The following is a 12435-nucleotide window of genomic DNA, read 5'->3' as shown; positions in this document are numbered from 1 at the left end:
GGCCACGGTTCAGATTCCCCGTACCGCCCAGGCTGACTGAACCCTGGCGGGATCAGCTACGGGATCCCACTGGGGACAGACCCCGTCGTTGCGACCCAGGCTGACTGAACCCTGGCGGGATCAGCTACGGGAAACAACGTCGGTGTGATTTTCTCAGTGGGCTTGCAACCAGTTCTCACCGGTTCCCATTTCAACAACGATCGGCACTTGCATTGGCAACGCGCTCACCATCGCTTCGCGGATCACCGGCAACACGTCGTCGGTTTCTGCTTTGACCAAATCGAACACCAACTCGTCATGCACGGTCAACAACATCTTGGTCTGAAACCCACCGCCCTGTAGCGCCCGCTGGACTTTGATCATCGCGAGTTTCAGCATGTCAGCCGCGGTGCCTTGAATCGGGCTATTCATGGCCAGACGTTCGGCGGTGCTGGCGGCCCCGCGTGAACGACTGGTGATATCGCGCAAGTAGCGGCGTCGCCCGGTCTGGGTCGCCACATAGCCATGCTGTTTTGCGAACGCGATCGTTTCGTCAATGTAGCGCTGCACCCCGGGATACTTTTCAAAGTAATTCTTGATCAACTCAGCGGCTTCGGCACGGGGGATGTTCAACCGCTGCTGCAATCCGAACGCGCTGATTCCATAGATGATTCCAAAGTTCACGGTCTTGGCTTTGTCACGCATCTCCCGAGTGACCTCGTCCGTTTCGACCTTGTACACCTTGGATGCGGTCACCGTGTGAATGTCTTCGCCGGCGACGAAGGCTGCCATCATCGACTCGTCAGCACTCAATTCCGCCATGATCCGCAATTCGATTTGCGAATAGTCCGCTGACAGGATCAGGTGATCCGCATCGCGGGGCACAAACGCCGCCCGGATTTCACGACCTCGTTCTTTCCGCACGGGAATCGTTTGCAAATTGGGGTCGTTCGATTGCATCCGTCCGGTTGCCGTCCACGTTTGGCTGTAGTGCGTGTGCAAGCGACCGGTTTCCGGGTTCACCGCGGCGGGCAATTGATCGATGTAGGTTGATTTCAATTTCCTCGCATTTCGATAGTCCAACACATCGCGAATGATCTCGTGCTTGCCGCTCAACCGTTCCAATTCCGCTTCGCGGGTGGAATACTGGCCGGTGGCGGTTTTCTTTGGTTTTTCCTCCAACTTCAATTCTTCGAACAGAACGACGCCCAATTGTTTGGGGGAATCAACGTTGAATTCGTGCCCCACCGCGGCAAAAATGCGCGCCTGCAGGTCAGCGATTTCGACATCCAGCACTTGGGAATACTTGGCCAACGATTCACTGTCCAGCGTGATACCGTTGAATTCCATGTCGACCAGCACCGGGACCAACGGGCACTCGACGTCTTCACAGACCTGTTGAACGCCGCGTTCGATCATCATCGGCCGCAGCTGATGGGCGACCTGCAGCGTGACGTCGGCGTCTTCACAGGCGTACTGGGCCAATTCATCCAGTGGCACGTCGGCCATGCTTTTCTGGTCATCGCCTTTGGGACCGATCAGATCACTGGTCGGGATCGGCCGGTAATTCAAATACAACTCGGCCAGCGCATCCAAACCGTGCGGCATCTCCGGCTCGGTCATGGTGTGCACCAGCATCGTGTCCAACAACGGCCCAGCGACGTTGACACCATTCCATTTCAATAGCGAGACATCGTATTTCAGATTGTGCCCGATCTTGGTGATCGATTCATCAGCCAACAGCGGTTGAAATTCCATCAACATCGCTTGACGTTGCTCGGGATCGTCCGGACAGACAACGTAGTAGGCTTCGTGCGGTTTGAAACTGAACGCCAAACCCAGCGGTGTGGCGGTCCGCGGATCCAGCCCCGTGGTTTCGCTGTCGAAGCAGAACTCCGACTGTTGCTGCAACGTGGCAATCAATTCGCCGCGCTGCTCGGGCGTGGTCAGCGTGTGGTACTTGTGCGATACGTCGTCAATCGTTTTGCATTCGGCCGGTTCATCAAACAGCGATTGCTGGATTTCGTTCGTTCGTTTTTCGCGGACCACCGCTGATCGTGCCGATGCCGCGGAGAACGCATTGCCGAACAAGCGTTTGCCCAGTGTTTCGAATTCCAGTTCCATCAGCAGTGCGCGTAGTTTGTCGTCGTCACGCGCCGAACGTATCAGCGAATCAAGTTCGATTTCGTGCGGCACGTCTAATTGGATGGTCACCAACCGTTTTGACAACAACGCTTGTTCTTTGTTTTCTTCGACGCGCTCGCGCTGCTTGCCTTTGAGTTTGTCTGCGTTTTCCAACACACCTTCTAAACTGCCGAACTGCGAGATTAACTTTTTGGCAGTTTTTGGACCGATCCCAGGGATCCCGGGAATGTTGTCACTGGAGTCACCCATCAACCCCAACACATCGATGACCTGTTCGACGCGGTCGATTTCCCACAGGTTGCAAACCTCCAGAACGCTCAGGATTTCTGGTTCGGCGCCTTTGCGGCCCGGCTTGTAGACATGGATCTGGTCGGTCACCAATTGGTGGTAGTCTTTGTCCGGTGTCACCATCCAAGTTTCGAATTCTTTCGCGGCGGCTTGGTGCGCCAAGGTGCCGATCACATCATCGGCTTCGTAACCGGGGCGCCGGATGACGGGGATATTCAAAGCATCCAGCAGTTTGTCGACCAGTGGAAGCTGGCTGGACAGATCTTCCGGCATCGCATCCCGCTGGGCTTTGTAGGGCGGGTATTCAATGTGCCGCTGAGTGGGCTCGGAGGTATCAAAGACACAAGCCAAATGGGTCGGGGATTCTCGATTGATCATATCAGTGATCGCATTGAGCATCCCAAAGACGGCCGAGGTGCATTGTCCGCCGGAAGTGAATCGGGGACTGCGGGCGAGTGCAAAATGGGCCCGGTAGGTCAGCGCCATGCCATCGAGCAGGAACAATTTTTTGGTCGGCGAGAACAAATCGGGGGAATCGTCGGCCATAGCAAACACAGCAAAAAAGAGGAGGAATCGAGGTCCGGAATGTACGCCGATGCAGCGGCGTTCGGTAGCCGGGCGTGAATCGGTCCGGGGCATATTTTTCTACGCCACCGACCGCCCTGGCACGCCGAATTTGTTAGAGTGAAGCCGCAGTGGACTTTTCGCGCCCCTCCCACCTCGCTTTTCTGCCGGTTGGTGGTGGCGACAGTTTTGACGGGCCAATCTTTCGTGTTTGAGAACAGCTATGGGATTGTTTGACAAGCTACGCAACGAATTGATCGATATCATCGAGTGGATCGATGATTCGAATCATACGCTGGTATGGCGATTTCCGCGTTACAACAACGAAATCAAAAATGGCGCGCAACTAATCGTGCGGCCTGGACAAATGGCGGTCTTGGTCAGCAGCGGACAGATTGCCGATTGCTATCCCCCGGGGCATTACGAGTTAGAAACTCAAAACATGCCGATCATGTCGACCTTGCGGGGGTGGAAATACGGTTTCGAAAGCCCGTTCAAAGCCGAAGTGTATTTTGTCAGCACACGCCAGATCACGGATCTGAAATGGGGCACACCGAACCCGGTGATGTTGCGAGACCCTGAATTCGGTCCGATTCGGATTCGTGCCTTTGGTACCTATGCCTTGCAGGCCGTTGAACCCAAAGCACTGTTGACGGAAATCGTCGGCACCGACGGTGATTTCCAATCCGACCAAATCACCGATCTGTTGCGGTCGATGATCACGTCGGCGTTCTCGCAAGCGATTGCGGAACTGAATATCCCCGCACTGGATTTGGCATCGCGTTACGGCGAGATTGCCAAAACGATTCAAACCAAAGTTGTCGAGCAAATCGATGACGAATACGGATTGGATTGTCCCCAATTGGTGGTCGTCAACATCTCGCTGCCCGAAGCGGTGGAAAAAGCGCTCGACACTCGTACCAGCATGGGCGTGATCGGCGATATGAATCGCTACCAGCAGTACCAAATGGGAACCGCAATGACCGCTGCCGCGGAAAACCCCTCGGGCGGCGGCGCAGCCGACGGCATGGGATTGGGTTTGGGAATGGCGATGGCCGGGCGAATGATGCCGGGCATGATGGGCGGACCGCAAGGTGGTTCCCAGGGCGCCGCCGGACCGCCGCCCCCACCGACCGCAGCGTGGCATGTCGCCGTTGCCGGACAAACCAAAGGCCCGTACGCGTTGTCACAACTCGCCACGGGAATTGCCAGCGGCGAAGTCACCAAGGACACGATGGTGTGGTCCAGCGGGATGGGCGGTTGGCAAGCCGCCGGAACGGTGAACGAACTGGCGCCGCTGTTTGTCTCGCAGACGCCCCCGCCTCCACCGCCGGCATAGGTCCCTAGGCACCGCACCAGATGGACAGGAATCCTGTTGAATCGAAACCGCTAGACGGATTCGCTGGCGGAACGGAATGGGTCGTCGATGTTTCCGGCTGCCCGGCCGATCGGTTGGTGGATCTGGATTTGATCCTGGCGGTGTGCGATCAAATCGTCGCCGATTTGGGGCTGTCTGTCGTTGGGAACCCTCTGCGGCATGCGTTTCCAGGTCACGGAGGTGTGACCGCGATGTATTTGCTAAGCGAATCTCATTTGGCCTGTCACACCTATCCCGAATTCGGTTTCGCGACCTTCAACCTGTATTGCTGTCGACAGCGCGCGGTTTGGAACTGGGACTCCGAACTGCGGCGACAACTCGGTTGCAGCGATGTCGTTGTCCGCCAGCTGGAACGCCAGGTCATGGCATTTCGACAGGAAGCACGTCGATGAAGCATGTGACGACCAATTGCCCCTCCTGCGGCGGACCGGTCCAATTTCAAACCGGATCTTCGCTGGTCACTATCTGCGAATTCTGTCACACGGCGGTCGGCCGATCCGATCGTGACATCAAAGACTATGGCAAAGTCGCCGAGGTCGGGGATCCGGCATCGGGACTCGCTCGCGGGATCGAAGGACAATTCAACGGCAAACCGTTCACGATCGTAGGCCGCGTCCGCTATCGGCATTCCGCCGGTGGATCCTGGGACGAATGGTATTTGGCCTTTCCCGGCGAGCGTTGGGGATGGCTGGCCGAAGCCCAAGGCAAATTTTCCCTGACCATGCAACGACGCTTGCCACGTTCGTCACGGTTGCCGGATTTTGAATCGATCGAATTGGGCCAAACGGTGTCGGTCAAAGGCGTCGAACTGACGGTGCGCGAAAAAGGCGTCGCCATTGCCGAAGCTGCCGAAGGCGAATTGCCCTGGGCGTTTCATCCCGGCGTCGAACATCATTTCGTGGATCTGTACGGACATGAGAAATCCGTCGCCACATTTGAATACGGCGATGGCAGCCAAGACGCTCAGCAGTCAGCCTTTCTGGGCAGCGAAGTCACGCTGAAACAACTGCAGATCGACTTGGGGTCACTCGATCCCGATGCCGGAAAAGTAGCCGTCGGCGCGTTGCAATTGAACTGTCCGCATTGCGGCGGACCATTGGCGCTGCGCGCACCGGACGAAACGCTGCGAGTGGCCTGTCCCAATTGCACGTCGATGCTGGAGGCCAAAAATGGCAAGCTGTCGTTGTTTCAAACGCTCCATCAAAAGAAAGTCAAACCGCTGATCCCACTCGGCAGCGAAGGCGAATTCGGCGGTGTCCGCTACGTGGTGATCGGATTCATGCAGCGCTACGCCAAGTACGCGGGCCGGATTTATCCCTGGACAGAGTACCTGATGTACAACCGTGAAACGGGATTCCGCTGGCTGGTCTGCAACCAGGGCCATTGGTCGTTGGTCGGACCGGTCGACAAACCGCCCGGCAGCGTCAGTGACCAAGTTTACTATGGCGGCGAGACGTTTCGGATTTATGACCGCGGGACGGCCTATGTGCGATACGTGCTGGGCGAGTTCTATTGGAAAGTCTCGGTCGGAGACAACGTTTCCACGTCTGACTACATCGCACCGCCCAGAATGCTGTCCTATGAACGCAGCGGTCACGGACGCAATCAGGAGATCACGATCTCGGAGGGCCACTACATCACACCGGAAGAATTGGAACAGAAATTCAATTTGTCGGATTTGCCGCGGCCTTGGGGCGTGGGCACGATCCAACCACGACCGCAGCCCGGATGGCAATTTTGGTTGGCGTGGATGGGTTTCCTGTTTTACCTGTTTTTTGCCTATGTGGTGATCGGAGCGGGCAAGGCCGACGGATGGTTGTTCTTTTATGCCATTGTTGCTGTCACGCTGATCCCCGGATTGGTGATCGCCTACCTGCACAATTTCGAAGTCCGACGCTGGAGCGACAGCGATTACAGTCCCTATGCATCGGATGATTGAATGAAAAAAACGTTGTTAACCGCTTACTTAGTGATGGGTGTGGTGGTCTGTAGCTGGTTCACTGTTGCCGCCGCCATGGGTTGGAAGGCGCCCGACTTTGGCGTCGCCAAAGCTCTCAGCGAAGGTTCCCGTGGTGGATCCTACGGCGGCGGGACCTATGGCGGGCGTTCGATTGGTGGTTCGTGGGGGGGAGGAAAATAGAATGGAGATCCATTTGATGAAGAGTATTGAAATGATGATGCCGCTAGCACAACAACAGCAGATGCAGAGCAGGATTCACCTGTTAGGCGAGCACTTGGTCGCAGCCCTGGTGTTTTCACTGCTTGGGATCGTGGTGTTTTTTCTATGTCTGTTGGTCATGGAAAAGCTAACGCATTTCTCGATCGTCAAAGAAATTGGGGAAGAGCATAACATGGCCGTGGCCATGGTCGTCGGCTCGATCGTACTGGGGATATCGTTCATCATCGCGGCCGCAATCGTCGGATGATCGAGCGGGCGCCCAACTATCTGTTGTATTTGAACGTGTTGGTCATCGCGACCTGCGGGTTGATCTACGAGTTGTTGGCCGGCACGTTGGCAAGTTACTTGCTAGGCGACTCGGTGACTCAGTTTTCACTGGTCATCGGTGTGTACCTGTCCGCTCTGGGCGTCGGTTCATGGCTGTCACGCTATGTCGAAAACCGAATCGCCCGAACGTTCATCGAAGTCGAAATTGGATTGGCTTTGCTGGGTGGATTTTCAGCGCCGATCTTGTTCATCGCCTTTGCCCAAATCACTTGGTTTCGAATTGCCCTGTTCGGATCGGTTTTTTCAATCGGGGTTCTGGTCGGGTTGGAATTACCGCTGCTAATGCGGATCCTAAAGGAGCACCTGGATTTTCGAGAACTGGTCGCCCGGGTCCTGACGTTCGATTACATCGGCGCACTGCTCGCGTCGGTGCTGTTTCCGATCCTGTTGGTCCCCCGGTTGGGATTGGTGCGAACGTCATTGATGTTCGGCATCTTGAATGCCGTCGTCGGCGTCTGGGGCACCTACCTACTGCGCCCGTTGTTGTCACAGCAATCCCTGGACGCGTTGCGAGGCCGCGGTTTTTTGGTGATCGGTTTGTTGGCGGTGGCGTTTATCAAAGCCGACACGCTGACCAGTTGGACCGAAGAAGTAATTTTGGGCAATCCGATTGTCTATTCCACGCAATCCCCATTTCAACGCATCGTGGTCACCCGCAACGCCAACGGGTTTCAATTGCATCTGAACGGGCACTTGCAATTCAATTCCCGCGACGAGTATCGCTATCACGAAGCGTTGGTGCATCCAGCCATGACCACCGCTGGCGACGCAAAGCATGTGTTGGTGTTGGGCGGTGGCGATGGGTTGGCGGTTCGCGAGATATTGCGTTATCCAAACGTCGAATCGGTCACACTGGTGGATCTGGACCCCGCGATCACGACAATGGCCGCCGAGTTTCCTCCGCTGGCCGAGTTGAACCAACACGCATTGCAAGATCCGCGTGTGACCGTGATCAACCGCGATGCCTTCGTTTGGGTTAGCGAAGACGATCGCAAATTTGATGTGGCGGTGATCGATTTCCCCGATCCAGGCTCCTATTCGGTGGGCAAACTCTACACCACGCGATTCTTTCATCTGCTCCGTGCCCGACTCTTCGATTCCGCCGTCGTTACCGTGCAATGCACCTCGCCGTTGGTTGCCCCCAAGTCCTATTGGTGCATCTTGAAAACCATGCAAGAGACGGGAATGGACGTGCGACCGTATCGTGCTTCGGTCCCCACGTTTGGCGTCTGGGGGTTTGCACTCGCTCAAATCAAACCGCTCGAAACCACAGCGGATGGCGGATTTTTGCAACACATCGAACTACCGACGGGTCTGCGATATTTGGATCGCAAGACGATGGCAACGATGTTCGACATGCCGGTTGATTTGCAACCGGTGCCGACGCAACCCAACCGTTTGAACGATCAAGTGCTGGTGCGTTACTACGAGCAGGAATGGGGGGCGATGTGAATTTTTCGCGTCGTGAACTTCTGGCCCATCTCGCCGCGGTGCCGCTGTCGGGGCTGGTCGGCTGTGGGGCCCTGGGCGGCTACAACTTTGTCGGCGAGTTATTGAGTCCTGATTTTTCGACCGGGCATCGGTTGCGAGATGGCTGGCAACCGCCGCCACCGAAATCCGCTGCCCAGTCGCACCAAGTCGTGATTGTTGGTGGTGGAATCGGTGGACTCGCCACAGCCTGGCAGTTGGATCAAAACGGAATCGATGACTATGTGGTCTTGGAATTAGCTGACCAGCCCGGCGGGACTGCAACCAGCGGTTCACGCGATGGGTTCCACTATCCCTGGGGCGCCCACTACGTCCCGACTCCGATGCAGGACAACGAGTCACTGATCGAATTGTTCCGCCAGATGGGTGTGATCGTTGGCCAACAGTCCGATGGACGACCGATCGTCAGTGAACAATATCTGTGCCGCGAACCGGAAGAGCGTGTGTTTTTTCAGGGGCACTGGATCGAGGGGCTGTATCCGACAGCAGGTGCAAGCCCTCAGGATCTAGAACAGCTCCAGCGGTTTCGCGAGCTGATGCGTGACTGGTCGACGCGTCGTGATGCCGCTGGCCGGCGAATGTTCGCGATCCCAATGTCGCGCAGCAGCGATGATGATCTGGTGCGACAGTTGGACAACGTTTCCATGTCACAGTGGATGACAGATCAACGGTTTTCGTCGGCGCGTTTACGGTGGCTGGTCGACTACAGCTGTCGCGATGATTACGGATTGACGATCCAGCAGACAAGTGCCTGGGCGGGGCTGTTTTACTTTGTTTCGCGACTCGGCGGTGAAAGTGCGGAATCACAGGCCGTGATCACATGGCCAGAGGGAAATGGCCGGGTCGTCAACTATTTGGCTCAGCAGACCGCTGATCGAATGCGTTGTTCCCATGCAGTGACGAACATTCAACGCCGCGACGGCCATGTGCATGTGCGAGCACTGGACAAGCAATCGTCGACAACGGTTGATTTCACGGCCAAGCATGTGGTGTTTGCGGCCCCACAGTTTCTGGCACCTCATTTGATCAGCGATTGGAAATCCAGTGGACGCAGCGTTGCCAATTTTCGCTACGGTGGCTGGGTGGTGGCCAATGTTTTCCTCTCCGCGCGTCCTCAGGAATCGGACGGGGCAATGGCCTGGGACAACGTGATCTATGACAGCCGTTCGCTGGGGTATGTCGTGTCGACACACCAGACCGGATTGGATCATGGTGCAACGGTTCTGACTTGGTACCAACCACTGCTAGACGACGATCCACGTGTCTCCCGCGCGGAACTGATGCAGTTGACTTGGCAGGACTGGGTGCGCGTCGTGGTCTCCGATCTACGCAAGGCACATCCGGATCTGGCCCCGTTGATTCGACGGATCGATGTGATGCGATGGGGACATGCGATGGTTCAACCCCGAGTCGGATTTGTTTGGAGCGATCAACGACGAACCGCCAGTGAGTCGCTGGGACGAATCCACTTTGCCGGCACCGATCTAAGCGGCATCGCGCTATTAGAAGAAGCGTTTGATCGCGGAGTCCAGGCCGCAAACCGTTGTGCGGTTTAGGAATATTTTTCTGGACAGAAGGCCCGAGCGGAAACCGAACACTGAGTCCTGTGTTGAATAGGTTCCCTGGCGGTGTTTCCCGTAGCTGATCCCGCCAGGGTTCAGACCGTCTGAACCTTGGTGCGCAGAACGCCAACACTGTCTGAACCCTGGCGGGATCAGCTACGACAGGGCGCCGTTGCTCACGCATGTTGACGCCCAACCCGTTTCTCAATTTTCAGCGGCAAGATAGTCGGCCAGCAGTGTTAAATTCTCGACCGTCTGTGACATCTGAATGCTCGGGCCGGGCAGTTTATTGAATCGCAGCGGCGTGTCACTCAGCCAGGCCCCACGCGGATCAAGCCCATCGACAATCTGCTTGACCACGGCATCACTCGGTGGATTCGCACTGCGGTCGGCCACCGACTTGGATAGATCGGCTGGGGATTGGGCCGCTAATCTGTCGTACTTTTTGCGCAGCTGGCTGACTTTGCTTCCCAACTGAAAACCATAGTGGGTCGGCATGTCGCTGTCGTCGTAGGTCAGTTGGTAGTCGCGTGTAAAATACAGCGGCCGGTTTGTTTTCAATTCGTAAAATCGGGCGACACGTCCATCGGGCAGTTCGCATTGCTGCAGGTAATCCAGTGCCTTTGGGATCGGTGCGAGATACTTGCGATTACCGGTGTGGCGATAGATTTTCATCAGGGTTTCGATCACGCTGAATGATTCACTGGACGTGATCGCGGGCGGTTCAAACTTGCGTGCCCAGATCGGTTGCATCTGAGAATTGTATTGCTGTGCCCAAGCCGGTTGAGGATTCGGCATTTGGGCGTCCACTAGTGAATCGGCCAATTTCAGAGCCGCGTTCTGGTAACGTGAATCACGATAGACACGATCGGCCAGTAGCAGGACGTCCATCACATCACTGGCCAAATGATCGTTCAGCGTGTAGCGGTACCAATACTCCTGGTGTCCCGGGTAGGTTCGCGACCAGTCGTCAGGGTAATTGGCCGACAGTCGCGGCGTGTCCGTTCCCTCGGGGCGCCCATCGGTCCAAACCTGAGGAAATCCACCGCCAGAGAATTGCCCTCGGTTGAGCAGCCCATCGAGTCCATACAATGTCATCTCGTGCACCATGTCGTCACTGAAGTTCGTTGCTGCGTCCAGTTGAACTAAAAACAGCAGGGCCGCCTGGGTCTTGGCGTCGTCCAAGCTGGATTGATCCTTGGATTTACGACTGGTAGCATCGATTCGATACGCCCATTTCTTGCGTCGGTCGGCATCAAATTCGACATGGGCCTGCCATCCGCCGGACCGCATTTGTCCGCTTCGCAAGGCATCGGCCGTCGCCAGCGCTGCCTGCAGAAATTGCGAATCGCCGGTCGCTTGATACAGTTTGACGAACGCGCTGCCGACCGCGGGAGTGCCTGGCGGCTGGACCCAAACGGTTTCGGTGTCGATGACGCCCTCACCCTCGCGATGCTTCAGATCCGCCGAATAGCTCCACAAGTAACCGCCGCGGGTGCTGACTTGATCGGTTAAAAATGTGGTCGCTTGTTTGGCCGCTGCCAATGCTTGGTCGTGAAGTTGCGCGCGAGCGATCGAGTACGATCCGAACACAACCAGTAATGGACAAAGCAAACGAAATGAATTCATTGGACAGCCCAAATCGAGGCGGGGAGGCGGGGGTTCTTAAAAGTGGTGCGTCAAAGTCCGTCGTACACAGGTCAACTGTCATTCCAGGCATTGACGCACCACTAGCTTAGCCGCTGCTCCTGCTCGAATGTGTATGATTCATCCCCCCGGCGTTGGCTCACCTGGCAGGAACTCAAAATGACCAATCCGTACAAAGTGTCTGAGATCGAGGAAGCATCCGCTGCGAAATCAAAAGCCCCCGATTCGATCAGCAAGATGACTGGCACAGTTGTGGGAGGCGCCGTCGGTGCGATCTTCGCCGCGGTTGTCAGCGCGCTACTTTCCTTCTTGGCATTGATTCCCCCGCTCAACCGCCTGACCCAGTTGGTTGGCGAGTTCGATGGGCTGATCCTGGTGGCGATGCCGCCAATCGCAGCTGGATGTGGGGCTTTGGCCGGAGTGTTATTTTGCCTGCTCGGTCACCACCGAACGGCGGGGAGAATTGCGACAGCCGCAGGATCATTGCCGGCACTGATCTTCTTTTATCGAGCGCTAGATTTGTATTCAAACGACAATGCAAACGATTCGCCAATCCCGGCATTGGTCATCGGTTTGATTCTGATTCTCGCCGTCGCCGCGTCCGTGTTGATCGTCAGCCTCGTGCTTTCATCCCTCACCGGCCCTAAGAAGTCGATCCCTGCCGAGGAAAAATGAGCCTGCGATTCGGGTGAGGCATTGGTTTTTCCTAACCCGACGCGTCAGTTTTGAAGTTGCGCTTTTACGGTAACCCGACGCGTCAGCGTGGGATTTAGGGTGTTAGCGGGATCCCTCGCTGACGCGTTTTGAAGTTGCGCTAAACAGTCACTTCACCTCAAATGACTCAGCAAATTGCCGCTTCGATCTCTGTACTCTCCCGC

10 protein-coding genes are annotated in these 12435 nt (G+C 56.3%); 8 read left to right on the top strand and 2 right to left on the bottom strand.

The features are described 5' to 3' along the window. Positions 1 to 153: 153 nt before the first annotated feature. Positions 154 to 2958: a DNA polymerase I gene (gene polA / locus NHH03_RS13715; protein ID WP_253156994.1), complete on the bottom strand. Its 2805-nt coding sequence runs from the start codon at positions 2956 to 2958 to the stop codon at positions 154 to 156. Between the two features lie 241 nt (positions 2959 to 3199). Between polA and NHH03_RS13710 the strand changes: the two genes are divergently transcribed. The 7 genes from NHH03_RS13710 to NHH03_RS13680 are packed head-to-tail and all read left to right on the top strand — an operon-like array spanning position 3200 to position 9904. Further along, positions 3200 to 4315: an SPFH domain-containing protein gene (locus tag NHH03_RS13710; protein ID WP_253156992.1), complete on the top strand. Its 1116-nt coding sequence runs from the start codon at positions 3200 to 3202 to the stop codon at positions 4313 to 4315. Between the two features lie 20 nt (positions 4316 to 4335). Then, a complete protein-coding gene (locus NHH03_RS13705; protein ID WP_253156990.1) occupies positions 4336 to 4746 on the top strand; it encodes an S-adenosylmethionine decarboxylase family protein in 411 nt (136 codons plus the stop codon). Continuing rightward, positions 4743 to 6293 carry a DUF4178 domain-containing protein gene (locus NHH03_RS13700; RefSeq protein WP_253156988.1) on the top strand — a complete coding sequence of 517 codons (1551 nt, stop codon included), beginning with the start codon at positions 4743 to 4745 and terminating at the stop codon, positions 6291 to 6293. The genes NHH03_RS13705 and NHH03_RS13700 overlap by 4 nt, the downstream gene beginning before the upstream one ends. Next, positions 6294 to 6494, top strand: a complete 201-nt coding sequence (locus NHH03_RS13695; RefSeq protein WP_253156986.1) for a hypothetical protein — start codon at positions 6294 to 6296, stop codon at positions 6492 to 6494. It begins immediately after the preceding gene. Positions 6495 to 6510: 16 nt separating this feature from the next. Continuing rightward, positions 6511 to 6780 (top strand): DUF350 domain-containing protein, encoded by a 270-nt coding sequence (locus NHH03_RS13690; protein ID WP_253156984.1) that lies wholly within the window; start codon positions 6511 to 6513, stop codon positions 6778 to 6780. Beyond that, positions 6777 to 8312: a polyamine aminopropyltransferase gene (locus tag NHH03_RS13685; protein ID WP_253156982.1), complete on the top strand. Its 1536-nt coding sequence runs from the start codon at positions 6777 to 6779 to the stop codon at positions 8310 to 8312. The genes NHH03_RS13690 and NHH03_RS13685 overlap by 4 nt, the downstream gene beginning before the upstream one ends. After that, a complete protein-coding gene (locus NHH03_RS13680) occupies positions 8309 to 9904 on the top strand; it encodes an FAD-dependent oxidoreductase (protein WP_253156980.1) in 1596 nt (531 codons plus the stop codon). The genes NHH03_RS13685 and NHH03_RS13680 overlap by 4 nt, the downstream gene beginning before the upstream one ends. A 210-nt stretch (positions 9905 to 10114) precedes the next feature. Here NHH03_RS13680 and NHH03_RS13675 read toward each other — a convergent pair whose 3' ends face one another. Beyond that, entirely contained in the window at positions 10115 to 11539 is a 1425-nt protein-coding gene (locus NHH03_RS13675; RefSeq protein WP_253156978.1) for a pectate lyase, read from the bottom strand. A 177-nt stretch (positions 11540 to 11716) separates the two neighbouring features. Here NHH03_RS13675 and NHH03_RS13670 point away from each other — a divergent pair, with 177 nt between their 5' ends. Then, positions 11717 to 12232 carry a hypothetical protein gene (locus tag NHH03_RS13670; protein ID WP_253156976.1) on the top strand — a complete coding sequence of 172 codons (516 nt, stop codon included), beginning with the start codon at positions 11717 to 11719 and terminating at the stop codon, positions 12230 to 12232. Positions 12233 to 12435: the final 203 nt, after the last annotated feature.

The sequence above is a fragment of the Stieleria tagensis genome, assembly GCF_024129865.1.
GTDB lineage: Bacteria > Planctomycetota > Planctomycetia > Pirellulales > Pirellulaceae > Stieleria > Stieleria tagensis.
Note: the sequence above shows the minus strand (reverse complement) of the source record. Positions and strands in the feature narration are given on the sequence as shown.

Coding starts and splice junctions, on each gene's coding strand:
- NHH03_RS13710 (WP_253156992.1), top strand. CDS start 3,200: ATGGGATTGTTTGACAAGCTACGCAACGAATTGATCGATATCATCGAG.
- NHH03_RS13690 (WP_253156984.1), top strand. CDS start 6,511: ATGAAGAGTATTGAAATGATGATGCCGCTAGCACAACAACAGCAGATG.
- polA (WP_253156994.1), bottom strand. CDS start 2,958: ATGGCCGACGATTCCCCCGATTTGTTCTCGCCGACCAAAAAATTGTTC.
- NHH03_RS13670 (WP_253156976.1), top strand. CDS start 11,717: ATGACCAATCCGTACAAAGTGTCTGAGATCGAGGAAGCATCCGCTGCG.
- NHH03_RS13685 (WP_253156982.1), top strand. CDS start 6,777: ATGATCGAGCGGGCGCCCAACTATCTGTTGTATTTGAACGTGTTGGTC.
- NHH03_RS13695 (WP_253156986.1), top strand. CDS start 6,294: ATGAAAAAAACGTTGTTAACCGCTTACTTAGTGATGGGTGTGGTGGTC.
- NHH03_RS13705 (WP_253156990.1), top strand. CDS start 4,336: ATGGACAGGAATCCTGTTGAATCGAAACCGCTAGACGGATTCGCTGGC.
- NHH03_RS13675 (WP_253156978.1), bottom strand. CDS start 11,539: ATGAATTCATTTCGTTTGCTTTGTCCATTACTGGTTGTGTTCGGATCG.
- NHH03_RS13700 (WP_253156988.1), top strand. CDS start 4,743: ATGAAGCATGTGACGACCAATTGCCCCTCCTGCGGCGGACCGGTCCAA.